General features: G+C 69.6%; 22 protein-coding genes. 4 read left to right on the forward strand and 18 right to left on the reverse strand.

Translation table 11 applies throughout. The annotated features are described in order from the left end of the window. Positions 1-3: 3 nt before the first annotated feature. From zwf to pgl, 3 genes are read left to right on the forward strand one after another with little or no spacing between them, the layout of a single operon-like run. Positions 4-1,563 carry a glucose-6-phosphate dehydrogenase gene (gene zwf, locus OG947_RS01100; protein ID WP_328812940.1) on the forward strand — a complete coding sequence of 520 codons (1,560 nt, stop codon included), beginning with the start codon at positions 4-6 and terminating at the stop codon, positions 1,561-1,563. After that, positions 1,560-2,465 (forward strand): glucose-6-phosphate dehydrogenase assembly protein OpcA, encoded by a 906-nt coding sequence (gene opcA / locus OG947_RS01105; RefSeq protein WP_200933809.1) that lies wholly within the window; start codon positions 1,560-1,562, stop codon positions 2,463-2,465. Before zwf ends, opcA begins: the two co-directional genes overlap by 4 nt. Then, positions 2,458-3,198 carry a 6-phosphogluconolactonase gene (gene pgl, locus OG947_RS01110; protein WP_027505283.1) on the forward strand — a complete coding sequence of 247 codons (741 nt, stop codon included), beginning with the start codon at positions 2,458-2,460 and terminating at the stop codon, positions 3,196-3,198. Before opcA ends, pgl begins: the two co-directional genes overlap by 8 nt. A 236-nt stretch (positions 3,199-3,434) precedes the next feature. Here the strand turns inward: pgl and ppc are convergent, their stop codons facing one another. The 9 genes from ppc to uvrC all read right to left on the reverse strand — a co-directional run bounded on the left by ppc (position 3,435) and on the right by uvrC (position 14,954). Next, positions 3,435-6,203 (reverse strand): phosphoenolpyruvate carboxylase, encoded by a 2,769-nt coding sequence (gene ppc, locus OG947_RS01115; RefSeq protein ID WP_328812941.1) that lies wholly within the window; start codon positions 6,201-6,203, stop codon positions 3,435-3,437. A gap of 68 nt (positions 6,204-6,271) precedes the next feature. Beyond that, on the reverse strand, positions 6,272-6,505 hold the full coding sequence (gene secG / locus OG947_RS01120) for a preprotein translocase subunit SecG (RefSeq protein WP_027505281.1): 234 nt from the start codon (positions 6,503-6,505) through the stop codon (positions 6,272-6,274). An 89-nt stretch (positions 6,506-6,594) separates the two neighbouring features. Continuing rightward, complete coding sequence (tpiA, locus tag OG947_RS01125) at positions 6,595-7,410, reverse strand: triose-phosphate isomerase (RefSeq protein ID WP_307092926.1); 816 nt, start codon at positions 7,408-7,410, stop codon at positions 6,595-6,597. Between the two features lie 3 nt (positions 7,411-7,413). Continuing rightward, a complete protein-coding gene (locus tag OG947_RS01130) occupies positions 7,414-8,625 on the reverse strand; it encodes a phosphoglycerate kinase (protein ID WP_222637594.1) in 1,212 nt (403 codons plus the stop codon). Positions 8,626-8,629: 4 nt separating this feature from the next. After that, positions 8,630-9,649: a type I glyceraldehyde-3-phosphate dehydrogenase gene (gene gap / locus OG947_RS01135; protein WP_027505278.1), complete on the reverse strand. Its 1,020-nt coding sequence runs from the start codon at positions 9,647-9,649 to the stop codon at positions 8,630-8,632. Between the two features lie 175 nt (positions 9,650-9,824). Beyond that, positions 9,825-10,802 carry a DNA-binding protein WhiA gene (gene whiA, locus OG947_RS01140; RefSeq protein WP_328813938.1) on the reverse strand — a complete coding sequence of 326 codons (978 nt, stop codon included), beginning with the start codon at positions 10,800-10,802 and terminating at the stop codon, positions 9,825-9,827. After that, positions 10,799-11,830 carry a gluconeogenesis factor YvcK family protein gene (locus tag OG947_RS01145; protein ID WP_328812942.1) on the reverse strand — a complete coding sequence of 344 codons (1,032 nt, stop codon included), beginning with the start codon at positions 11,828-11,830 and terminating at the stop codon, positions 10,799-10,801. Before OG947_RS01145 ends, whiA begins: the two co-directional genes overlap by 4 nt. Further along, positions 11,827-12,744, reverse strand: coding sequence for an RNase adapter RapZ (rapZ, locus tag OG947_RS01150; protein ID WP_051613222.1), 918 nt, complete (start codon positions 12,742-12,744; stop codon positions 11,827-11,829). Before rapZ ends, OG947_RS01145 begins: the two co-directional genes overlap by 4 nt. Beyond that, a complete protein-coding gene (gene uvrC, locus OG947_RS01155; protein ID WP_307108844.1) occupies positions 12,741-14,954 on the reverse strand; it encodes an excinuclease ABC subunit UvrC in 2,214 nt (737 codons plus the stop codon). The genes rapZ and uvrC overlap by 4 nt, the downstream gene beginning before the upstream one ends. 83 nt (positions 14,955-15,037) lie before the next feature. Here uvrC and OG947_RS01160 point away from each other — a divergent pair, with 83 nt between their 5' ends. Continuing rightward, positions 15,038-16,996 carry a gamma-glutamyltransferase family protein gene (locus tag OG947_RS01160; RefSeq protein WP_328812943.1) on the forward strand — a complete coding sequence of 653 codons (1,959 nt, stop codon included), beginning with the start codon at positions 15,038-15,040 and terminating at the stop codon, positions 16,994-16,996. 6 nt (positions 16,997-17,002) lie between these two features. Here the strand turns inward: OG947_RS01160 and OG947_RS01165 are convergent, their stop codons facing one another. The 9 genes from OG947_RS01165 to fmt form a co-directional block, all read right to left on the reverse strand. Continuing rightward, positions 17,003-17,461, reverse strand: a complete 459-nt coding sequence (locus tag OG947_RS01165; RefSeq protein ID WP_027505273.1) for a PH domain-containing protein — start codon at positions 17,459-17,461, stop codon at positions 17,003-17,005. Next, a complete protein-coding gene (ribH, locus tag OG947_RS01170) occupies positions 17,458-17,943 on the reverse strand; it encodes a 6,7-dimethyl-8-ribityllumazine synthase (protein ID WP_027505272.1) in 486 nt (161 codons plus the stop codon). Before ribH ends, OG947_RS01165 begins: the two co-directional genes overlap by 4 nt. Next, a complete protein-coding gene (locus OG947_RS01175) occupies positions 17,943-19,214 on the reverse strand; it encodes a bifunctional 3,4-dihydroxy-2-butanone-4-phosphate synthase/GTP cyclohydrolase II (protein ID WP_051613220.1) in 1,272 nt (423 codons plus the stop codon). The genes ribH and OG947_RS01175 overlap by 1 nt, the downstream gene beginning before the upstream one ends. Positions 19,215-19,300: 86 nt before the next feature. Continuing rightward, entirely contained in the window at positions 19,301-19,903 is a 603-nt protein-coding gene (locus tag OG947_RS01180; protein WP_027505271.1) for a riboflavin synthase, read from the reverse strand. Positions 19,904-19,950: 47 nt separating this feature from the next. Further along, positions 19,951-20,949 (reverse strand): bifunctional diaminohydroxyphosphoribosylaminopyrimidine deaminase/5-amino-6-(5-phosphoribosylamino)uracil reductase RibD, encoded by a 999-nt coding sequence (gene ribD, locus OG947_RS01185; protein WP_328813939.1) that lies wholly within the window; start codon positions 20,947-20,949, stop codon positions 19,951-19,953. Positions 20,950-20,978: 29 nt separating this feature from the next. Beyond that, on the reverse strand, positions 20,979-21,647 hold the full coding sequence (gene rpe, locus OG947_RS01190) for a ribulose-phosphate 3-epimerase (protein ID WP_056444707.1): 669 nt from the start codon (positions 21,645-21,647) through the stop codon (positions 20,979-20,981). A 30-nt stretch (positions 21,648-21,677) separates the two neighbouring features. Next, positions 21,678-22,403: an SGNH/GDSL hydrolase family protein gene (locus OG947_RS01195; protein WP_328812944.1), complete on the reverse strand. Its 726-nt coding sequence runs from the start codon at positions 22,401-22,403 to the stop codon at positions 21,678-21,680. Positions 22,404-22,449: 46 nt separating this feature from the next. Beyond that, a complete protein-coding gene (locus tag OG947_RS01200; protein WP_328812945.1) occupies positions 22,450-23,964 on the reverse strand; it encodes an RsmB/NOP family class I SAM-dependent RNA methyltransferase in 1,515 nt (504 codons plus the stop codon). After that, positions 23,961-24,884, reverse strand: a complete 924-nt coding sequence (gene fmt, locus OG947_RS01205; protein WP_027505266.1) for a methionyl-tRNA formyltransferase — start codon at positions 24,882-24,884, stop codon at positions 23,961-23,963. The genes OG947_RS01200 and fmt overlap by 4 nt, the downstream gene beginning before the upstream one ends. Positions 24,885-24,886: the final 2 nt, after the last annotated feature.

Below are 24,886 nucleotides of genomic sequence, written 5' to 3' on the forward strand. Positions count from 1 at the left end.
ACCGTGGCGACGGAGTCAGCCACACCCTGGGTGAATCCGCTCCGTGACAGCAGAGACAAGCGTCTCCCGAGGATCGCCGGGCCCTGCAGCCTGGTGATCTTCGGTGTCACCGGCGACCTGGCGCGCAAGAAGTTGATGCCGGCGGTGTACGACCTCGCGAACCGTGGGCTCCTGCCGCCCGGGTTCGCGCTGGTCGGGTTCGCCCGGCGTGAATGGTCGGATCAGGACTTCGGCACCATCGTGCACGACGCGGTCCGCGAACACTCCCGGACGCCGTTCCGTGAGGACGTGTGGGAACGATTGTCGGAAGGCATCCGCTTCGTGCAGGGGTCGTTCGACGACCCCGCGGCGTTCGATCAGCTCACGAGAACGCTCGCGGAACTCGACGTCGAGCGCGGAACCGGTGGGAACCACGCGTTCTACCTGTCCATCCCGCCGGGCGCGTTCCCCACGGTGCTCGAGCAGTTGTCGGCGTCCGGTCTCGCCACCGGACCGGAGACCGAGGACGAGGCGCCGCGGCACTGGCGTCGAGTGGTGATCGAGAAGCCCTTCGGCCACGATCTCGCGAGCGCGAAGGAGCTCAACGCGATCGTCAACCGGGTGTTCCCGGAGGATCGCGTCTTCCGCATCGACCACTACCTCGGCAAGGAGACGGTCCAGAACATCCTGGCGCTGCGCTTCGCCAACCAGCTGTTCGACCCGATCTGGAACGCCCATTACGTGGACCACGTGCAGATCACGATGGCCGAGGACATCGGCCTGGGGGGTCGAGCGGGGTACTACGACGGCATCGGCGCTGCGCGCGACGTGATCCAGAACCACCTGCTGCAGTTGCTCGCCATCACCGCGATGGAGGAGCCGGTCAGCTTCAGCCCCAGCGAGCTGCAGAGCGAGAAGATCAAGGTCCTCTCGTCGACGCGTCTGGCGGAGCCGTTCGCGCAGACCGCTGCCCGGGGGCAGTACACCTCGGGGTGGCAGGGCAGCCAGAAGGTGAAGGGGCTCAAGGAGGAGGAGGGGTTCGACGCGGAGTCGAACACCGAGACCTACGCGGCCATCACCCTCGAGGTGGACACCCGGCGGTGGGGCGGCGTGCCGTTCTACCTCCGCACGGGGAAGTCGCTCGGGCGGCGAGTGACCGAGATCGCGATGATCTTCAAACGCGCACCGCACCTGCCGTTCGACGCCACGATGACCGAGGAACTGGGCCAGAACGCACTCGTCATCCGCGTGCAGCCCGACGAGGGCGTCACGCTGCGCTTCGGATCGAAGGTGCCGGGGTCCAGCATGCAGGTGCGGGACGTCAGCATGGACTTCAGTTACGGCCAGGCCTTCACCGAGTCGTCGCCCGAGGCGTACGAGCGGCTCATCCTCGACGTGCTGCTCGGTGAGCCGTCGCTCTTCCCGGTCAATGCCGAGGTCGAGCTGTCGTGGAAGATCCTCGACCCCATCCTCGAGTACTGGGCGTCCGGAGGCGCGGCCGATCCGTACGAGGCCGGCACGTGGGGCCCCGACTCGGCCAACGAGATGATGCAGCGCACCGGACGCGAATGGAGAAGGCCGTGATCGTCGATCTGCCCGCCACCACCACCGGTGCCGTCTCGAAGAAGCTGGTGGAGCTCCGCGAATCGGGCGGCGCCGTCACGCTCGGTCGGGTGCTCACCCTGGTGGTCGTCATCCGTGATCCCGCGAAGTTCGAAGCCGCGATCGAGGCGGCCAACGAGGCCAGCCGGGAGCACCCGTGTCGCGTGATCGTGTTGGCCCGCGGTGATCGCGACGACGACGACGTGCTGGACGCGCAGATCCGCGTCGGCGGCGACGCGGGCGCGTCCGAGGTGGTCTTCCTGCGACTACGGGGAGAGCTGTCGGAACACGAGCAGAGCGTCGTCCTCCCCTTCCTGCTGCCCGACACCCCCGTGGTGGCCTGGTGGCCGAGCGGAGCACCGGCGGTCCCGAAAGAGGACCCGGTGGGCCGACTCGCCATCCGCCGGATCACCGACGCGACCAACTCACCCGACCCGCGCGCCGCCATCTCGTCGCGACTCGAGTCGTACGCCGAGGGCGATTCCGACCTCGCCTGGTCGCGCATCACCTATTGGCGTGCGCTGCTCACCACGGCACTCGACCAGCAGGCCGAGCCGGTGCGATCGGTGACCGTGTCGGGTCTGCGCGAGGAGCCCGCACTGGACATCCTCGCCGGGTGGTTCGCCGCCCGCCTCGACGTCCCCGTGGTGCGCAAGGTCGGCGAACTGCGCGTGGAGATGGAGCTGGCCGACAGCACCGTGTCCATCAGCAGGCCGCAGACCGGCACCACGGCCACCCTCATCCGCACCGGACAACCGGACACGCTGGTCTCACTCGCCCGGCGAGAGACCCGCGACTGCCTCGCGGAGGAGCTGCGTCGACTCGACCGTGACGAGATCTACGAAGAGGCCCTCGCCGGCCTGACGAAGGTGACCTATGAGTGAGACACGACCGGAGATCCACCGTTCCGACGACACGGCGGCGCTCGCCCGCGCCGCGGCCGAGCGATTCGTCTCGGTGGTCGTCGATGCCCAGCGAGCACGCGGTACCGCCTCCGTGGTGCTGACCGGTGGCGGCACCGGCGTCGCGACCCTGGCCGCTGTCCGCGACCTCGGCGGCGACATCGACTGGTCCGCCGTCGACGTCTTCTTCGGTGACGAACGCTTCCTCCCCGAGGGCGACCCGGAACGCAACTACGTGCAGGCAAGGGACGCCCTGCTCGATCACGTCGGCGTCGATCCCGACCGCGTGCACGTCATGGCCCCGTCCGACTCGCCGCTGGGCGACGACGTCGAGGCCGCGGCGGTGACCTACCTGCAGTCGGTGGCAGCCTTCGCACCGGAGGACGGACCCGCCTTCGACATCCACCTGCTCGGCATGGGCCCGGATTCTCACGTCAACTCCCTCTTCGCCCACGGTGACGCGGTGCAGGAGAAGTCACGCTGGGTCGTGGCCGTGACCGACTCCCCCAAGCCGCCTCCCGTGCGCATCACGCTGACGCTCCCGGCGGTGAACAGGTCTCGGCACGTGTGGTTCCTCGTCTCGGGCGAGGGCAAGGCCGATGCCGTCGCCGCCTGTGTCGGGGGCGCGGACCCGGTCGAGCATCCGGCCGCCGGCGCACACGGCCTCGAGTCGACCGTGTGGTTCCTGGACGCGGGGTCGGCGTCCCGCCTCTGAGCGACGCGGGGTCGGCGTCCCGCCTCTGAGCGACGGTCAGGCCGGCGGCCGTCCGGGCTGATCGTCCTTCGGTCGGACGGGTGTCGAGGCCTCTGGTCGACGCCGGGGCACTCCCCTGCGCCACGCGGATGCGGTTGCGGTGCAACGGTGTTCGTTCTGCGGAGTCATGACGGAGATCCTCCCGGCGTCGAATGGGTCTGTTCTGTTCGACGCCGGGAGGGTCCTCGCGGTTCCCTCTATCCGCTGTTGCGCAACGCGGTCGCGAGCCCGTTCATGGTCAGCAGGATGCCGCGCTTGACCTGCTCGCGGTCGTCTCCCGCCCGCAGCTGTGCGAGTAGTTCCACCTGCAGGTGGTTCAGCGGCTCGAGGTACGGGAAGCGGTTGAACACCGACCGCGCCAGCGCCGGGTTGTCGTCGAGCAGCCCGTCGTGCCCGGTGATCTTCAGGTACATCGACACGGTCTTGGCATGCTCGGTCGAGATCATGTCGAACACGGTCTTGCGGAGCTGCTCGTCCGGCACCAGTTCGGAGTACCGGGCGGCGAGCCCCAGATCCGACTTGGCCATGACCTGCGCCATGTTGGACAGCACCGTCCGGAAGAACGGCCACCGCCGGTACAGATCGGTCAACGTGGCCAGCTTGTCCGCGTCGCCGCCGACCCAGTCCTCGAACGCGGTACCCACTCCGTACCAGCCGGGCAACATCACCCGCGACTGACTCCACGACATCACCCACGGGATCGCCCGCAGGTCGTACACCGAGTTGGTGGGCTTCCGCGACGCCGGCCGGCTGCCGATGTTGAGCTCCCCGATCTCGGCGACCGGTGTGGACATCCGGAAGTACTCGACGAAGCCCGGCGTCTCGTGGACCAGTGCCCCGTACGCGGCCTGGGCGCGTGCCGCCAGATCGTCGAGCAGCGCGTAGGCCGGCTCGGCGTCGTCCCCGAGCCCCTCGACGTCGAGCAACGTGCTCTCGATGGTCGCCGCCAACAGCGTCTCGAGGTTGCGGCGCGCCAGGCGGGGTTCCGCGTACTTCGCCGCGATCACCTCGCCCTGCTCGGTGATCCGCAGCGAGCCGGTGACCGCACCGGTGGGCTGAGCGAGGATGGCGTCGTAGCTCGGGCCACCGCCGCGGCCCACGGTGCCACCGCGGCCGTGGAACAGTCGTAGCCGGATCCCCGCGGCGCGTGCAGCCTCGACGAGGTCGAGTTCGGCACGGTAGAGCGCCCAGTTCGCGGCCAGGTACCCGCCGTCCTTGTTGGAGTCGGAGTACCCCAGCATCACTTCCTGGTTGTCCCCGCGGGACGTCACCAGCGCGCGGTAGACGGGGATGGACAACGTCGCGGTGAGGGTCGCCGCGCCCTGCTGGAGATCGTCGATCGTCTCGAACAGCGGCACCACACCGACGGGCGAGGACGGACCCGTCTCGGCGTCGCCGGGATCGAGGATGCCCGCCTCCTTGAGCAGCACCGCGGCCTCGAGCATGTCGCTGACCGAGGTGCACATGCTGATGATGTAGTTCGGCACCGCGCCGCCGCCGAACGTGCGCACGGCGTCCGCGGCGGACTCGACGATCGCCAGTTCCTTGGCCGTCTGCTCGCTGAACTCCGCGCGGGGCCCGATGAGGGGTCGCCGCGTCTCGAGCTCGGCGGCGAGGATCTCGACGCGCTCGTCCTCGGACAGTGACGCGTAGTCCGCGTGGACGCCCGCCCAGGCCAGCAACTCCGCCACGACCTGTTCGTGGATCTCGGAGTTCTGCCGCATGTCGAGCCCGGACAGGTGGAACCCGAAGGTCTCGAGCGCCTGCCGGAGCGTCGCGAGTCGGTCGTCGGCGATGACGCCGTTGGCCGTGCGCCGCAACGAGCGGTCCAACAGGTCCAGATCGTCGAGCATCTCCTGCGGGGCGCCGTACGGCTCGAGTTCCGGCGAGTCGAGGGTGTTGTCCGGAACCACGTCCAGCATGCGGCGTGCCGTCGCCGACAGTCGCCCGCGGATACCGCGCACAGCTCGGCGGAAGGGCTCGTCCGCACGGAACGCCGACTCGTCCTTCGACGCATCGGCCAGGGCCTGCAGGTCCGCGTCCACGTCGATCAACCGAGCCGACATGGACAGCTCGTGCTCGAGACCGACGAGATCCGCGAGATACCGGGTGAACGCGACCTGCGCGGCACGGTTGGTCGCGCGGTGCACGATCTCCCCGGTGACGAAGGGGTTGCCGTCCCGGTCGCCGCCGATCCACGATCCGGGACGCAGCATCGGCCTCGTTAGCAGGTCGGCATCCGGCCAGCGGCTGCGCAGCGCCGCACGGAGTTCGGTGTTGATGCGCGGGATCACGTCGAAGAGCGACATGTCGTAGTAGCGCAGTCCCACCTCGATCTCGTCCTGGATCCGCAAGCGGGACAATCGGATCAGTGCCGTCTGCCACAGGGCGAGGATCTGCCGCTCGATCTTCGCGTCGGTCTCCGCGATCTCCGTGTCGTCCAGTTCCGTGCGCTCACGGAAGCGCATCAGATCGGTGATGCGGCTCTGGATCTCCGACACGGTGCGGCGACGCGTCTCGGTGGGATGCGCGGTGATGACGGGCGACACCAGGGCGTCACGGAGCAGGTCCTCCACCGTGGCGGCGTCGAGGCGCGCCGCATCGAGCTTGCTGTAGGTGGAGGCGAGACTGCTGTCCTGGGGCGGCTCCCCGGCACGCACGTGCACGGCGCGGCGGCGCTCGCGGTGAATGTCCTCCGCCAGGTTGGCGAGAAGCGAGAAGTGACTGAACGCCCGGATCACCGGGATGGCACGCGTGATGTCGATGCCGTCGAAGAGCCGGGCGAGTTCGCCGCGATCGATCTCCGACCGCCGCACGCGGAACGACTCCACTCGGGCCTGCTCGACGAGGTCGAAGATCTCCTCGCCCTCGTGGTCCCGGACGACGGAACCGAGTATTCCACCGAGGAGCCGAATGTCCTCTCGCAGAGGTTCGGTGGCGGGCAGACCTGGATCCACGACTGTCATGAGGACAGTATCGTCGGCGCACCCCCGGACCGCAGCGCGGGGCTCACGGCAGGGGTCACGTCACCCGATCAGGCGAATTTGATCTCCAGGCCGATACCCAGGATGCAGATGAGCCACACGACACCGGTGAAGACGGTGACACGGTCGAGGTTCTTCTCGACGACGCTGGACCCGGACAGAGACGACTGCACGCCACCACCGAACAGGCTCGACAGGCCGCCGCCCTTGCCGCGGTGCAGCAGGACGAAGACGAGCAGGCCGATGCTGGTGACCACCAGCAGGATGTCCAGGAACGTGCGCATGATGGCCAATGTTACAGGCCGCGCGCCGCCGAACGACGAAGGGCACGTCGCGTGTGCGACGTGCCCTTCGATCGGTGATGCGCGGTGGGTCAGGGAAGCGGTCCCCCGGCGGCGATGGCACACAGGGTGGCGAACTCGTCCGCCTTCAGCGACGCTCCGCCCACCAGTGCACCGTCGACGTCGGTCTGGCCGACGATCTCGCCCACGTTCTTCGAGCTGACCGATCCGCCGTACAGCACACGGACCGCCGCCGCGGTGTCGACGTCGGCGAGCGACGCCAGCTCCTGACGGATGGCTCCGCAGACTTCCTGCGCGTCCGCGGCACTGGCCACGCGGCCGGTACCGATGGCCCACACCGGCTCGTAGGCGACGACGATCTTCCCGATCTCCTCGGCACTCAGACCCGCGAGGGACCCGCGGAGCTGCTCGACGTTGAACGCCACGTGCTCGCCGGCCTCCCGCACCTCGAGACCCTCACCGATGCAGACGATCGGCACGAGTCCGTGCTTCAGCGCGGCCTTGGTCTTGGCGAGCACCGTCTCGTCGGTCTCGCCGTGTCCGGCGCGACGCTCCGAGTGCCCGACCACGACGTACGTGCAGCCCAGCTTGGCCAGGAAGGCACCGCTGATGTCGCCGGTGTACGCGCCGGAGTCGTGGGGCGAGAGATCCTGCGCGCCGAACGTGAGCAGGAGCTTGTCGCCCTCGATCAACGTCTGGACACTGCGGATGTCGGTGAACGGCGGGATCACCGCGACGTCGACCTTCTCGAAGTACTTCGCGGGCAACGAGAAGGCGATCTTCTGCACCAGGGCGATGGCCTCGAGGTGGTTCAGATTCATCTTCCAGTTACCGGCGATGAACGGGGTCCTGGCCTTACGGTCGAGCGAAGCTCGTGGAGATGTCATGGTTCAGCCCTCCAGTACCGACAGGCCGGGGAGCTGCTTGCCCTCGAGGTACTCGAGGGAGGCACCGCCACCGGTGGAGATGTGCGAGAAACCGGCGTCCGGGAGACCCAGCGTGCGCACGGCCGCGGCGGAGTCGCCACCGCCCACGACACTGAACGCGCCCTTCGTGGTCGCCGCGATGATCGCCCGAGCGATACCTTCGGTGCCCTTCGAGAACTTCTCGAACTCGAAGACTCCGGCGGGACCGTTCCAGAAGATGGTCTTGGCGTTGCTCAGCACCGCCTCGAACCGGTCCACCGAGTCGGGCCCCACGTCCAGACCCATCCAGCCGTCGGGGATCTCCGACGCCTTCACCGTCTTCGACTCCGCGTCGGCGGAGAAGCTGTCGGCGACGACGACGTCCGTCGGAAGGTGGATGACGTCACCGAAACGCTCGAGCAGGTCCTTGCACGTCTCGATGCGATCTTCCTGCAGCAGCGACGTGCCCACGGAATACCCTTGCGCCGCAAGGAAGGTGAAAGCCATGCCGCCGCCGATGACCAGCGTGTCGACCTTCGGCGCCAGCGCCTCGATGACACCGATCTTGTCGGACACCTTGGAGCCGCCGAGCACCACGGCGTAGGGACGCTCGGGGGTCTCGGTCAGCTTCGTCAGGACGTCGACCTCGGTCGCGACCAGCGTGCCCGCGTAGTGCGGGAGCAGTGTCGCGACGTCGTAGACCGACGCCTGCTTGCGATGCACGACACCGAAACCGTCGGACACGAACGCGGCGTCGTCGCCGGCCAGCGTGGCCAGTTCCTTCGCCAGCGCCAGCCGCTCGGCGTCGTCCTTGCTGGTCTCGCGCGGATCGAAGCGGATGTTCTCGAGCAGGAGAACGTCTCCGTCGGTCAGACCCTCGGCGCGAGCCTCGGCGTCCTGACCGACGACGTCACCGGCGAGCTGGACGTGGCGTCCCAGCAGTTCGCCGAGCTTCGCCGCGACCGGAGCCAACGAGAACGCGGCGTCCGGCTTGCCCTCCGGCCGGCCGAGGTGCGCGGTCACGATGAGCTTGGCACCCGCCTCGAGCAGCGTCTTCAGCGTCGGGAGCGACGCCTCGATACGGCCGGCGTCCGTGATCTGCCCGTCGTCGAGCGGAACGTTGAAATCGGCACGGACGAGCACGCCGCGTCCGTCGACGCCCTCGTCGATGAGATCCTGCAGTGTCTTGACGGCCATCGGGTCAGAGCGACTTTCCGACGAGTCCGATGAGGTCGACGAGACGGTTGGAGTAGCCCCACTCGTTGTCGTACCAGGAGACAATCTTGACCTGGTCCTCGATGACCTTGGTCAGACCCGAGTCGAAGATCGACGACGCCGGGTCGGTGACGATGTCGGAGGAGACGATCGGTGCGTCGGTGTACTTCAGGATGCCCTTCAGCGGGCCCTCGGCCGCAGCCTTCATGGCCGCGTTGATCTCCTCGACCGAGGCGGTCTTGCGCACCTGGGCGGTGAGGTCGGTGACCGAGCCCGTGGGGATCGGGACGCGCAGCGCGTAGCCGTCGAGCTTGCCGAGCAGCTGCGGGAGCACCAGGCCGATGGCCTTCGCGGCGCCGGTGCCCGTGGGCACGACGTTGAGCGCGGCGGCGCGGGCGCGACGCAGGTCCGAGTGCGGACCGTCCTGCAGGTTCTGATCCTGCGTGTAGGCGTGGATCGTGGTCATGAGGCCCTTGACGATGCCGAACTCGTCGTCGAGCACCTTGGCGATGGGGCCGAGGCAGTTGGTGGTGCACGAGGCGTTCGAAATGATGTTCTGGCTGCCGTCGTACTTGTCGTCGTTGACGCCCATGACGATGGTGATGTCCTCGCCCTTGGCCGGCGCGGAGATGATGACCTTCTTGGCACCGGCGTCGATGTGGCCCTGAGCCTTCGACGCGTCGGTGAAGATGCCGGTGGACTCGACGACGACGTCGACGCCCAGGTCTCCCCACGGCAGGGCGGAGGGACCCTCGCGCAGTGAGAGAGCCTTGATCTTGCGGTCGCCGACGACGATGGTGTCGTCGCCCTCGAGCGAGACGTCGTGCGGGAGGCGGCCGAGGATGGAGTCGTACTTGAGCAGGTGAGCGAGAGTTGCGTTGTCGGTGAGGTCGTTCACCGCAACGATCTCGATGTCGGTGGTGCCGAGCGCCTTCTGCGCATCGACCGCCCGGAAGAAGTTACGTCCGATACGACCGAAGCCGTTCACGCCAACCCGAACCGTCACTGTTCGCTCCTTTGTGTTGAAACTCGTGTTCCTCGTCGATGCACGGGTCGTGCATCGGTTTCCTCCACCGCACGTGATGGTGCGGACGTGTCCGTCACGGGCGACCGAGCCGCTCCGTGACCTGTGATCACCCTAATGGTTCGGGGTGGTGCAGTTCTCGGTCAGGCACCCGCGCTCATGCCTCGTCGAGCAGGTCGGCCGTGACGGCCGACTCCGTGTCCGGGATGCCCGAGTCCTTCGCCTTGCGGTCGGCCATGGACAGCAGTCGGCGGATCCGGCCCGCCACCGCGTCCTTCGTCATGGGCGGATCGGCGAGCTGCCCGAGCTCCTCGAGCGACGCCTGGCGGTGCTGCACGCGCAGGTGACCCGCCGCGGCGAGATGGTCCGGGACGTCCTCGCCGAGAATCGCCAGCGCCCTCTCGACCCGCGCCGCGGCCGCGACGGCCGCCCGCGCGGAGCGGCGCAGGTTGGCGTCGTCGAAGTTCGCGAGACGATTCGCCGTGGCCCGCACCTCGCGGCGCATCCGGCGCTCCTCCCACGTCAGTCGAGTGTCCTGGGCGCCCATCCTCGTGAGGAGGACACCGATGGCCTCGCCGTCGCGTACGACCACGCGATCGGCGCCGCGCACCTCTCGCGCCTTGGCCGCCACACCGAGCCGGCGGGCGGCGCCGACCAGCGCGAGTGCTGCCTCGGGTCCGGGGCAGCTGACCTCGAGCGCCGACGATCGACCGGGTTCGGTGAGCGAGCCGTGCGCGAGGAACGCACCGCGCCACGCCGCCTCAGAATCGGCGACGGTGCCGCCCACCACCTGGGCGGGAAGTCCGCGCACCGGCCGACCACGCATGTCGAGGAGCCCGGTCTGGCGCGCCAGGGCCTCGCCGTCCTTGGCCACCCGGACGATGTAGCGGGTCGACTTGCGCAGCCCGCCCGCGCCGATGGAGTGCAAGTCCGCGTTGTAGCCGAACAGATCGAACACCTCGCGCTTGAGCCGCCGGGCGATGGACAGCTGGTCCACCTCCGCCTCGACGACGACGCGACCGGCCACGATGTGCAGCCCCCCGGCGAAGCGCAGCAACGCGGCGACCTCCGCCTTGCGGCAGCTGACCGCCGTGATGGTGAGGCGGCTCAGTTCGTCCTTGACATCGGCTGTCATGGCCACGACGTCGATCCCTTCCTGCTGTCGGTGCTGCTGTCGAGGTCGGCCCGGTCGGCGCCCTCGAGAACAGCGGCGAACACGGCCGCGAGCTTGCTCGGGTCGTGTGCGTGTGGTGTCGCCCCCGCGACGTCGGCGTGGATCACGTCGGCGCCGAACACCGCGGCGGCCCGCGCGAGGTGATCACGCTCGGACCCCGGCGGCACCGACGTCGAGTCGACCACCACGTGATGCACACGAAAACCCGGCGCGTGTTGGGACAGTACGTGGAGATGACGCTCCGCCGAGAATCCCGTGGTCTCCCCCGGCTCCGGCCCGAGATTGAGCACCAGCACCTTGCGGGCCTCGGTGGCGCGCAGCGCCGAGGCGAGCTCGGGCACGAGGACGTGCGGCAACACGCTGGAGAACCAGGACCCGGGTCCGAGGACGACCAGATCGGCGGCGCCCACAGCGGTGACGGCCTGCTCGGTGGCCGGCGGATCCGACGGGCGCAGTCGGACGCGCCGCACCTTGCCGGGGGTGGTGGCGACGGCGACCTGCCCACGGATGACGCGGCTCACGCGCGGGTCGGACTCGAGTCCCGACACGTCCGCCTCGATGTCCAGGGCGATGGGCGACATCGGCAGCACCCGCCCGTCGACACCGAGCAGCCGCGCGGCCTCGTCGAGTGCGGCGACCGGGTCGCCGAGCACCTCGGACAGTCCGGCGAGCAGAAGATTGCCCACGGAGTGTCCGGCGAGCGCACCGCTGCCGCCGAAGCGGTGCTGCAGGATGTCGGCCCAGAGTCTGCCCTGCGGCGTCTCCGCGGCCAGCGCCGCGAGCGCCATGCGCAGATCGCCGGGCGGGATCATGCCGAGCTCCGCGCGTAATCGGCCGGACGACCCGCCGTCGTCGGCCACGGTGACCACCGCCGTCACCCGCGTCGAGAGCGACCGTACGGCGGACAGGGTCGCGTAGAGGCCGTGTCCGCCGCCGAGCGCGACGATGTGCGGAGCGTCGTCGTCGCCGCGTCCGCCGTCCGCGCTCACTCTCGACCCAGGTCGCGGTGCACGACGCGGACACTGGTGTCGGCATCGGCACGCAGCCGTTCGGCGAGCGCCTCGGTCATGGCGACGCTGCGATGCTTGCCGCCGGTGCAACCGACGGCGACGGTCATGTACCGCTTGCCCTCGCGCCGGTAGCCGGCGAGCGTCATCGTCAGCAGGCGGTGATACAGCTCGAGGTACTCCTCCGCGTCCGGCTGCCCCAGCACGTAGTCCCGCACGCCGGCGTCCTTGCCCGTGAGCGGGCGCAGCTCGGGGATCCAGTGCGGGTTCGGGAGGAAACGCATGTCACACAGCACGTCCGCGTCGAGCGGTACCCCGTACTTGAAGCCGAAGGACTCGACGGTGACGGCCACGGTGCCCACCACGTCGTCGCCGAACGCCGCGGCGACACGATCGCGCAGACCGTGCACGGAGAGCGAGCTCGTGTCGATGACGATGTCCGCGGCCTCCTTGACGGTGGCCAACCGGGCCCGCTCGTCCGAGATGCCTTCCGTGAGTGTGCCGTCCACACCGTAGTTCTGCAGCGGGTGGCTGCGGCGCACCGATTCGAATCGCCGGATCAGCACGTCGTCGGACGCGTCCAGGAACAGCACGCGCGGGCGCACCCCGTCCGCTGCCAGGTCGGCGAGCAGGGTGCCGACGTCGCCGTTGAACAATCGGCTGCGCACGTCGACCACCAGGGCGAGCCGCTCGATGCCGGGGTCCGAGGTGCGACCGATCTCGATCATGCGAGTGATCAGCTCGGGCGGCATGTTGTCGGCGACGTACCAGCCCAGGTCCTCGAGGACCTTGGCCGCCGTGCCGAGCCCGGCACCGGACAGCCCTGTGACCAGAGCGACGTCGATGTCGGAGTGCGGTCGAACGGGGTCACCCACCTGCTCTCGCTGCACGTTCACTCGTCCCGGTGTCCTGTTCCTCGATGCGCGGCCACCGACAGCGGCTCACCGGACGGTGCCGGCAGCTCGTCACGGTCGCTGCCGTCGGTGCGTTCATCATGTCGTACCGGGGCGCTGTCCGCTTCGTTGTCGGGGACCGCGGTCGGTTCCGACGCGGCCGCGGCAGCCGACGCGTCCTGGTCCTGTGGAACTCCCAGTGCCTCGAGGACGGCGCGTGCCGTCGTCTCGCCGATACCCGGCACCTTCACGATCTCGGACACCTCGGCCTGCTTGAGCTTGGCCACCGAGCCGAAGTGCGTCACCAACGCCGTGCGACGCGCCTCACCGAGCCCGCGCACCGAGTCCAGCGCGGACGCCGTCATGCGCTTGGACCGCTTGCTGCGGTGGAACGTGATGGCGAAGCGGTGCGCCTCGTCGCGAACCCGCTGGAGGAGGTACAGCGACTCGCTGGTGCGCGGCAGGATCACGGGGTCGCTCTCCCCCGGCACCCACACCTCCTCGAGCCGTTTCGCGAGACCCACCACCGCGACGTCGGTGACACCCAGCTCGTCGAGCACCTCGGCCGCCGCGGCCACCTGCGGTGCGCCGCCGTCGACGACGAAGAGGTTCGGCGGATAGGCGAAGCGACGGGGCCGACCCGTCTGCGGGTCGAGGGAGGCCTCGGGAGCCAGATCGCCGCCGGAGTCCTTGCCGTGACGCAGGAACCGTCGCCGTGTGACCTCGGCGATGCTCGCGACGTCGTCCGAGTGACCGTCTCCCGCAGCCTCCTTGATGGAGTAGTGGCGGTAGTCGCTCTTGCGCGGCAACCCGTCCTCGAACACCACCAGCGACGCGACCACGTCGGTGCCCTGGACGTGCGAGATGTCGATGCACTCGATGCGCAACGGTGCACTGTCGAGGTCGAGCGCTTCCTGGATGCCCTGCAACGCTGCGGAGCGCGACGTGAAGTCGCCCGCACGCTTCATCTTGTGCTGCTGGAGCGCTTCGACGGCGTTGCGATACACCGTCTTGGCGAGCTCCTTCTTGTCGCCGCGACGAGGCACCCGTAGCTGCACCGCGGACCCGCGCAGCGAACTGAGCCACGCCTGCACCTCGTCGGCGTTCGGCGGCAGCACCGGAACGAGCACCTCGCGGGGTACGGCGTTGGCAGCGGCGTCCTCGGTGGACGACGAGAGCGAGGCCTGCTCGCCGTAGAACTGGGTGAGGAACTGCTCGACGAGAGCCGGCAGATCGGACGCCGCCTCCGCGTCCACCGGAGCGTCCTGCGCCTCGGCACGGTCGTCGGCCCCGGCGGACGTCGCCTCGGCCGCGACCGCGGCGTCGATCACCTCGCCCGCCTTCTCCACGACCCACCCGCGCTGGCCGCGCACGCGACCGCCGCGGACGTGGAACACCTGGACCGCCGCTTCGAGGTCGTCGCTCGCGAAGGCGACGAGGTCCGCGTCGGTGCCGTCGCCGAGCACCACGGCCTGCTTCTCGAGTGCGCGCCGCAGTGCCCCCACATCGTCACGCAGCCGGGCCGCCGTCTCGAAGTCCAGGTCCTCCGACGCCTTCTGCATCCGGTTCTCGAGCTCGCGGACGAGTTTGTCGGTCTTGCCGGACAGGAAGTCGCAGAAGTTCTCGACGGTCGCACGGTGTTCGGCCGCCGACACGCGTCCGACGCACGGCGCCGAGCACTTGTCGATGTACCCGAGCAGACAGGGCCGACCGATCTGGTTGTGCCGCTTGAACACTCCAGCGGAGCACGTCCGCGCCGGGAACACCCGCAACAGCAGGTCCAACGTCTCGCGAATCGCCCACGCGTGCGCGTACGGGCCGAAGTAACGCACACCCTTGCGCCGGGGCCCGCGGTAGACGAACAACCGCGGGTACTCCTCGTTGAGCGTGACCGCGAGCATCGGGTAGCTCTTGTCGTCCCGGTACCGGACGTTGAATCGGGGATCGAACTCCTTGATCCAGTTGTACTCGAGTTGGAGCGCCTCCACCTCGGTGGTGACGACGGTCCATTCGACGCTGGCAGCCGTGGTGACCATCTGACGCGTGCGAGGATGCAGGCCGGCGATGTCGGCGAAGTAGGAATTGAGACGGCTGCGCAGGCTCTTCGCCTTGCCGACGTAGATGACGCGGCCGTGCGGATCACGAAATTTGTAGACCCCTGGCTCGACCGGAATGGTTCCGGTGGCCGGGCGGTACGTAGCGGGGTCGGACACAGCTCCACGGTAGTCGTCGTGACCGACAGTCGAAATCCGCCGTTCGGGCTGCGAACCACGCGAGGACGCGGTGTCATGGATCGGTGACTTCCCGCCGATCACTGACTCGTCCTCTCGCCCTCGCGGCCGTCGTCGCCCTCACCGCCGTGTCCTGCTCCTCGGGCAGCGGTGACGACGCTTCCGGCTCGACCCCCTCGTGCGTCGCGGGCGGAGGCGGCACCCCCGTCACCGCGGACGCGGGCACGGGACCGGACGGAGCGCCGGAGGTCGCCACCGGCTACCGCACCGGAATGACCGCGGTGCGCACCGCCACGTACGCAGTGTCGACCGCCAACCCGGTGTCGACGGAGGCGGCGTGCGAGGTGCTGCGCGACGGCGGGACCGCGGCCGACGCGCTGGTCGCGGCGCAGACGGTGCTCGGACTGGTCGAGCCGCAGAGCTCCGGTATCGGCGGCGGCGCCTTCCTCCTCTACTACGACGCCGAGTCGAGGACTCTGCGTGCCTACGACGGCCGTGAGACGGCTCCCGCCTCTGCCACCGCGAATTATCTGCGCTTCGTGGACGACACGGCTGCCCCCGGTGCGCCCGCCGATCTGTCCGTGCCGAAGCCCGATGCCCGATCGAGCGGCCGCGCGATCGGCGTTCCCGGCGTCGTGCGCATGCTGGACGACGTCCACCGCGATCACGGGAGCAAGGAGTGGCGGTCACTGTTCGATCCGGCCATCGCGCTGTCCGACGACGGCTTCGAGATCAGTCCTCGGATGGCGTCGTCCATCGCGGACTCGGCGCCGGAACTGGCACTCGATCCGGCCTCTCGCGACTACTTCCTCGAGCCGGACGGCAGCCCGAAGGCAGCGGGGACGACGCTGACGAACCCCGCGATGGCCAAGACGCTCGGCGCGATCGCCACCGAGGGTGCCGACGCGTTCTACACCGGTGCGCTGGCGCAGTCCATCGTCGACGCGACGGCGGACACGACGGGCGGGCGCACCCCCGGCCGGCTGACACTCGACGACCTCGCCGGATACGAGGCGAAGGAGCGGGACGCGGTGTGCGTGCCGTACCGCGACACGGACGTGTGCGGCATGCCGGGCCCGTCGTCGGGCGGTATCGCGGTCGCGTCCACGATGGGCATCCTGTCCCACTTCGACATGGGGCAGTACGCACCCGCCTCCCCCGATGCCGACGGTGGAGTCCCCGACGCGGAGGGCGTCCATCTCATCGCCGAGGCGGAGCGCCTCGCGTACGCCGACCGCGACAAGTACGTCGCCGATCCCGACTACATCCCCCTGCCCGGTGGCAGCCCCGCCGAGTTGCTCGATCCGGACTACCTCGAGCAGCGCGCCCGCATGATCGATCCCGCCCGCAGCATAGGCACGGCTCAACCGGGCGACTTCGGTCCGATACCCCTGAGCAGCTACGCCGGACCGGAGGCAGGGACCAGTCACCTCAGCATCGTGGACAGCGCGGGGAACGTCGCGTCGATGACCACCACGGTGGAGTCGGCGTTCGGCTCCTTCCACATGACGGAGGGCTTCCTCCTCAACAACCAGCTGACCGACTTCTCGGCCGCACCCGAGGGGCCCGACGGGGTACCCGTGGCCAACCGCGTGGAGCCCGGCAAGCGTCCCCGCAGTTCCATGGCGCCGACGATCGTGTTCGACCGCGGGGACGACGGTGCGCGGGGTGACGTGCGGCTGGTGACCGGATCTCCCGGCGGCTCGGTGATCATCCAATTCGTCGTGAAGAACCTCGTCGGCATGCTCGACTGGGGTCTCGATCCGCAGCAGGCCGTGTCCGCCGTCAACGTGGGTGCGGCCAACTCGCCGACGACGAACGTGGGCGGCGAGCATCCGAACATCGACGCGCAGAACGACGGTGCCGCGGATCCGCTGGTGTCGGCTCTGCGGGCGATGGGCCACCAGGTGTCGGTGGCCGATCAGTCCAGCGGCTCGAGCGCCCTGGTCCGAACGGCCGACGGCTGGATCGGCGGTGCCGATCCCCGACGCGAGGGTGTCGTCATGGGAGACGGGATCGAGTGACCTCGGTCAGCTCGCTGCGGCGTACTTCTGCTCGAGAGACCGGAACGTACGCGCGGCGTGCACCGCGTACTCGCGATCGTTGGACTGGATCGCCATGACCGGCACGTACTCGTCGTCCGGCAGTTCCACACGAGCCCAGCTCGATCCGGGCGAGAAGGACAAGCCGCGCACGAGGTCCCACGGAATCAGTTTCTCGGTGACGAGGTTGCGCACCAGCACGCCCTGCGCACCGACCTTGATCCGCGGACGAGTCAGCAACAGCACGCCCGCCGCCATGCCACACCCGATGGCGATCATGGCGAACTGGTCCACGCGCTGGAAGAACACGCCGGTGTTGCCGGTCCGCAGCAGAATCCCCAGGGTGGTGTGCACGATGACGAGGAGAGCGGCGACACCGACGGCGTACTTCGCGCTCTTGCGCGGCCGCGCCTCGAGTTCCCACTGCTGACTCGCTGTGTCGGTCACGACGGACTCCCGTGACGCAGGCCCTTCAGCGTCAGCGCCGTGTCGACGGCCGCCGCGACGGCCTGCGCACCCTTGTCCTCCTTGGACCCGGGAAGACCTGCGCGATCGAGTGCCTGCTGCTCGTCGTTCACGGTGAGTACTCCGTTGGTGACCGGGGTGGACTCGTCCAGCGACACTCGGGTCAGCCCGGCGGTCACGGCGTCGCACACGTACTCGAAGTGCGGTGTCCCGCCCCGGATCACGACGCCCAGAGCGACCACCGCGTCGTGGGTGCGGGCGAGCTGCTGTGCGACCACGGGGATCTCGATGGCTCCGGCGACACGCACGAGAGTCACGTTCCGTAGTCCCACCTCGTCGGCCTTGCGGAGTGCGCCGTCCACGAGTGCCGTGCTGACCTTCTCGTGCCACTGGCCCGCGACGATCGCGACCTCGAGGTCCTCGGCGCCCGAGAGCTGCAGTACCGGTTCGCCCTCGCCGCTCATCAGAGGCCGCCCGCATCGGGGGTGACCACTGGCGTCTCGAAATCGTCCAGCCCGACGAGGTCGTGGCCCATCCGGTCACGCTTGGTACGCAGGTAGGTGAGGTTCTCGGCGTTGGCACGCAGCGGCATCGGCACCCGCTCGGTGATGTGCAGGCCGTAGCCGTCGAGGCCGACCCGCTTCGCCGGGTTGTTGGTCAGCAGACGCATCGACGAGATGCCCAGGTCGACGAGGATCTGCGCTCCGATGCCGTAGTCCCGCGCGTCGGCGGGCAGGCCGAGCGCGAGGTTGGCGTCGACGGTGTCGGTGCCGGCGTCCTGCAGCTGGTAGGCCTGCAACTTGTGCAGCAGGCCGATGCCACGGCCCTCGTGACCGCGCATGTAGAGCACCACTCCGCGACCCTCCTGCGCCACCATGTCGAGCGCCGCGTCCAGCTGCGGACCGCAGTCGCAGCGCAGCGAGCCGAACACGTCCCCGGTCAGACACTCGGAGTGGACGCGGACCAGCACGTCGCTGCCGTCGCCGTCGGGCCCGGCGATGTCGCCGCGCACCAGCGCCACGTGTTCGACGTCCTCGTAGACGCTCTGGTAGCCCACCGCACGGAACTCGCCGTGCGCCGTCGGGATGCGCGCTTCGGCGATGCGCACCACGTGCTTCTCGTGCTTGCGTCGCCACGCGATCAGGTCGGCGATGGAGATGAGCGCGAGGTCGTGGTCGTCGGCGAAGACACGGAGCTCGTCCGTGCGGGCCATCTCGCCCTCGTCCTTCTGCGACACGATCTCGCAGATGACGCCGGCCGGGCGCAGATCCGCCATCCGGGCGAGGTCGACCGCGGCCTCGGTGTGGCCGGGGCGGCGCAGCACGCCGCCTTCCTTCGCCCGCAACGGGACGACGTGACCGGGACGGGTGAAGTCGTTCGCACCGGTGTCGGGGTCCGCGAGCAGACGCATGGTCGCCGCGCGGTCCGATGCCGAGATGCCCGTACCGATACCGACGCGAGCGTCGACGGTCACGGTGTACGCGGTGCCGTGCTTGTCCTGGTTCGTGGAGTACATGGGAGGCAGTCCGAGGCGATCGCAGTCCTCGCCCGACAGCGGAACGCAGAGGTATCCCGAGGTGTACCGCACCATGAAGGCCACCAGCTCGGGTGTGGCCTTCTCTGCGGCGAAGATGAGATCGCCCTCGTTCTCGCGGTCCTCGTCGTCGACGACGACGACGGCCTTGCCGGCGGCGATGTCGGCGACAGCGCGCTCGATGGTGTCGAACCTGGTCACGCCGTGCGCTCCCCACGTCTGCTGCCCGCAGTGTCGGGCAGATCCTGTGTTCTCAAGACTACGACCCCCGCTGCGGGGGCCGATGTTCAGTCGACCTTCTGCAACCGCTCGACGTACTTGGCGATCACGTCGACCTCGAGGTTGACCTGCGTTCCCGCCTCCGCCTCGCCCAGTGTGGTGAGCGACAGGGTGGTAGGAATCAGGGAGATCTCGAAGTACTGATCGTCCTTCTCGCCGCCCAGTGCGGACACCGTCAGCGACACCCCGTCGACCGTGATGGACCCCTTGTGCACGACGTATCGCGCGATGTCACGGGGCAGCGAGATGCGTACCACGGTCCAGTTGTCCGACGGGGTGCGCGAGAGCACCACCCCGGTCCCGTCGACGTGGCCCTGGACGAGATGCCCACCGAGCCGCGACGCGAGCGAGGCGGCACGCTCGAGGTTGACCGGTGACCCCACGGCCAGGGACTGCAGTGACGAACGGTTCAGTGTCTCCTGCATCACGTCGGCCGTGAACGCGCCGTCCGCGACCTCGACGACGGTGAGGCACACACCGTTCACGGCGATCGAATCCCCGTGCGACGCATCGGAGGTGACCAGCGGGCCACGCACGGTGAAGCGGGCCGCGTCCGCCAGATCCTCCTTGGCGGTGACACTGCCCAGTTCCTCGACGATTCCGGTGAACATGCTCGTCATCCTCTCGGCACCAGCTGGTGCAGTGATCTCTGTTCGGCTCAGTGGTCGGACGACCGTAGCGGAGCGAGTCGGACGAGCAGATCGTCGCCCAGCGTCTCCACCGACTCTCGTCGAAACCTCATCGCATCGGCAATTGTTCCGACACCCGTCCCCCGCACGGCGGTCGGACCCTCGCCCAGCACGACAGGCGCGAGATACGCCGTGACACGGTCGACCAGGCCCGCCGACAGAAACGCTCCGGTGAGCGTCGATCCGCCCTCCAGCACCACGTCGGTCAGATCCGTGAGGGCCTCCATCACCGCGAACGGGTCGCGGGTGCGCACGACGCGGGTGGGGGCGGAGTCGTCGAGGATCCGAGACCCGGCAGGGATGTCGCGCAGCCCGACGACCACGCGCACCGGCTGGTGCGCAGCGAGCGACCCGCCGGGCAGTCGCGCCGTCAGCACCGGATCGTCGGCGAGCACGGTCCCGGTACCGACCACCACCGCATCGATCCGCGCGCGCTCGGCGTGGACGTGTGCGCGAGCCGTCTCCCCCGTGATCCAGCGGCTGGTGCCGTCCGGCGCCGCGGTGCGGCCGTCGAGCGTGGCGGCGTACTTCCACGTGAGCATCGGGCGCCCGGTGCGCTGCCGATGCAGCCAGGCACGCATCGGCCCGGCCTCGGCTAGATCGGCGAGAACGCCGGACCGTACCTCGACGCCGGCACCGCGCAGAGTCTCCGCGCCGCCTGCCGCCAGCGGGTTCGGATCGCCGAGCGCGTGCACGACGCGGACGACACCCGCGCGCAGCAGCGCCTGCGAGCACGGACCCGTGCGTCCCGTGTGGTCGCACGGCTCCAGCGTCACCACGGCGGTGCCGCCGCGCGCTCGCTCGCCCGCCTCCGCGAGCGCGGCGATCTCCGCGTGGGGGCCGCCCGGTGCCGCGGTGGCGCCGACTCCGACCACCAGCCCGTCCCGGTCCAGGACGACGGCGCCGACGGGAGGATTGGGAGTGCTGACACCGCGCGCCGCGACCGATGCCTCGATCGCCCGCCGCATCGCGGCATCGATCGGGTCGAGGCTCCCGGTCACCGGCCGGACAGGTGGGGCGACGCGCTCGCGGCGGACTCACGCAGCGAACGCACGGCACCCGCGGGGTCACTGGTCGAGTACACCGCCGAGCCCGCGACGAAGCAGTCGATGCCCGCGGCAGCGGCCTGCTCCACGGTGTCGGCGTTGATGCCGCCGTCGATCTCGATCACCAGCGTCAGTTCACCCGAATCGACCAGCCGGCGGACGGCGCGAGCCTTGTCCAGTACCTCCGGCATGAAGCTCTGGCCGCCGAATCCCGGTTCGACGCTCATGATCAACAGCGTGTCGAAGTCCTTCAGGACCTCCAGGTACGGCTCGATCGGGGTACCGGGCTTGACCGACAGCCCGGCCTTCGCGCCCGCCGCCCGGATGTCGCGAGCGACGGCGCGCGGATCGTCGGTGGCCTCGGCGTGGAACGTCACGTTGTACGCGCCGGCCTCGGCGTAGGGCGGCGCCCAGCGGGCGGGGTCCTCGATCATGAGGTGGCAGTCGAGCGGGATGTCGGTCGCCTTCAGCAGGCTCTCCACCACGGGCAGACCCAGGGTGAGATTCGGGACGAAGTGCGCGTCCATCACGTCGACGTGCAGCCAGTCGCTGCCCGCGACGGCCGCGGCCTCGTCGGCGAGCCGCGCGAAATCGGCGGACAGGATGGACGGTGCGATCATCGGGTGCTGCGGAGTCGGGGCCACGGGCGATCAGCCTAGTAGGTCCGGATCCACCTGCATCAGAGCGTCGTCGATGTGGCCGGCGAGGAGGTACTGACCCTCGTCGGTCGGGTGATCACCGTCGTCCTGGATGATCAGCGGGTCGGCCAGCCACTCCTGCGGCAGCGCGTCGACGTAGTCCAGCCCGGCCGACACCGCGGCGGCGGAGACCGCGGCGTCCACGTCCCACATGTCCTCGCTCACCGGCTCCCCGCTCCAGATCGGTCCGATGACGACGATGTGGGCCTCGGGTGAGCGCTCGCGCAGCGACGCGTACAGGTCGGTGGCGTCGGCGAGCGCGTCCGCCGGATCCGCGTCGACGTCGTTCTCGCTGCCGACCACGAGGATGACCGTCGGGTTCTCCTCGGTGGCATAGGCGACCTGGTCCGCGAAGGTGCCGAGATAGTCGTCGCCCGCCTCGTAGCCGGCGCCGCCCAGGCTCGCGTTGGTCACCTCGAATCCGTGTTCCTCCGCCAGGACGTCCGGCCAGACCACGTCGTTCATGGAGCCGGCGGAGAACGAGTCGCCGATCACCGACACGCGGACCGCGCTCCACTCCGACTCTGCCGCGACCACCCGCTCCGCGTCGGCGGTCCTCGCCGAGGCCGTCCCTGCCGTCACCGACGGGGACAGCGAGCAGCCACCCAGCACCGCGACCGAGGCGAGGGCGGCCACCGCTGCCCCGGCCGTGCGGTGTCGAAGGAGTCGCGGAGTCACGTTCCTGTTGTACCCGCGAGTCGTTGCCGACCGGTAACGAGCGCGGTCAGGAGGCATCCTTGCGCAGCGCGGCGAAGAACATCGCGTCCGTTCCGTGCCGGTGCGGCCACAGCTGCACAGACGTTCCCGAGGCCGCCCGCGGCACGCCGGGCGCGAGCGTCGCGGTGTCGAGCGCGGTCAGACCGTGACGTCGGACCGCATCGGCCACGACGCCGACCGTCTCGGACAGATGCGGCGAACACGTCGAGTAGACGACGACTCCGCCCGGCCGCACCAGCTCTACTGCTGCCGCGAGCAACTCGCGTTGCAACGTCACCAGACCCGCCACGTCGCTCGCCTGACGACGCCACCGCGCCTCGGGTCGACGACGGAGTGCGCCCAGACCGGTGCAGGGTGCGTCGACGAGGACGCGGTCGTATCCCGCGTCCAGTCCGCTCGCGCGACCGTCCACCGCGTGCACGGTGACCGGGAGATCGCGCACCGTCTTGCGCACCAGCTCGGCTCGATGCTCGGACGGTTCCACGGCATCGACCGTCGCACCGTCGATCGCCGCGATGGCGCCGAGCAGCGCAGCCTTGCCGCCGGGACCGGCGCACAGATCCAGCCACCGACCTCCGTCCGGCCCGTCGAGCTCCGCGAGCGTCAGAGCCCGAGCGACCAGCTGACTGCCCTCGTCCTGGACGCCGGCCAGCCCCTCACGCACAGCGTCGAGACGACCCGGATCGCCGCCACTGTCCAGATGCACCGCATAGGGCGACCACGGTCCGGGCTCACCGCCGGTGATCGACGCGAGCTCGTCCGCCGAGATCTCGCCGGGCCGCGCCACCAGGTGCACCAGTGGGCGGGCGTCATCGGCGGCGAGCGCCTCGTCCAGCTCCGCAGCATCCGCTCCCAACGCGTCGTTGAACGCCTGTGCGATCCAGGCGGGATGTGCGTGCCGGAACGCCGAGTGACCCACCGGATCTCGCTCCGCGTCGGGAGCCAGCAACTCGATCCACTCTGCTTCCGTGCGCTCGGAGACCCGGCGCAACACGGCGTTGACGAACCCTGCCTGCCCCTGCCCGGCCTCGCTGCGCACCAGGTCGACCGACGTCGCCACCGCCGCGTGCGGAGCCACCCGCGTGCGCAGCAACTGGTACGCACCGAGCCGGATGACGTCCAGCAGTCGACCGTCGATGTCCGACACCGGACGCGAGGCCGCATGCTCGACGACCGCGTCCAGCACCCCCTGCGCGCGGGCCGCGCCGTAGGCCAACTCCGTCGCGAGGGCGGCATCACGCTCGTTCAACCGGCGATCCCGGAGCAGACCCGGAAGCACCAGGTTCGCGTACGCGTCACGTTCCCGCACCGCGCGCAGGACGTCCCGTGCCGCGATCCGTGCGGGGTCCGACCCCGCCTCGGCGGGATTCGGGCGACCCGGCTGCTTCGGACGCGAATTCCCGGACCGACCACCGGCCTTGCTCGAACCCCCGGCCACCGCCGGCCGGCCTCCGGCCTTCCCGCCGGCCTTCCCACCACGCTTACGAGGACCGCCGGACCCCGGTGTCTGCTCACCGCTCATCGTGCAGTCGCTCCGTTCACATCGCGGGCGCCGCGCGCCCAGTCGGTCGCTGCCATCTGCTTCTTGCCGTGCGGCTGCACGAGCCCGAGCGACACGGCCGTCGTCGCGGTACCCACCAGGACCGCCTTCTTCCGTACCTCGACGCGCCCGGGTTCGAGCTCCTCGTCGGTGATCGTCACCGGACCGATCTTGACGCGGACGTCGCCGATCTCGGTCCACGCTCCGGGTGCCGGTGTCACACTCCGGACGTGCCGGTCGATCAGGTGCGCCGGGCGACCGAAGTCGATGCGGGCCGATTCCACGGTCACCTTGGGCGCGTGTGACACGCCGTCGCCCGACTGCGGAACCGCTTGCAGTGCACCGTCGTCGATCCCGTCGAGGGTGGACGCGAGCAACTGGCTCCCGCTGTCCGCGAGCCGGGTCAACAGATCCCCGGCGGTGTCCGTGGGGCGCACCCTCTCGGTCACGACGCCGTACACCGGACCGGTGTCCAGCCCCTGCTCGAGGAGGAACGTCGACGCGCCGGTGACCTCGTCACCCGCGGCGATCGCGGCCTGCACCGGCGCGGCCCCGCGCCAGGCCGGCAGCAAGGAGAAGTGCAGATTGATCCAGCCGTGTCGCGGAATGTCGAGCACGGGCTGTGGCAGCAGCGCGCCGTAGGCGACGACGGGACAGCAGTCCGGTTCCAGATCGCGGAGCGCGGCCATCGCCTCGGGGTCGGACGGCTTCGCGGGCTGCAGCACCGGGATGCCGTGCTCGTCGGCCAGCATCGCAACGGGCGATCGCACGACCTTGCGCCCTCGACCGGCCACCGTGTCGGGTCGGGTGAGCACACCGACCACCTCGTGACGGGAGGAGTCGAGCAGTCGCCGCAGCGACGGGAGAGCGGGGTCGGGAGTACCGGCGAAGACGAGGCGCACGC

Origin of the sequence: Rhodococcus sp. NBC_00297 (assembly GCF_036173065.1) — a bacterium.
GTDB lineage: Bacteria > Actinomycetota > Actinomycetes > Mycobacteriales > Mycobacteriaceae > Rhodococcoides.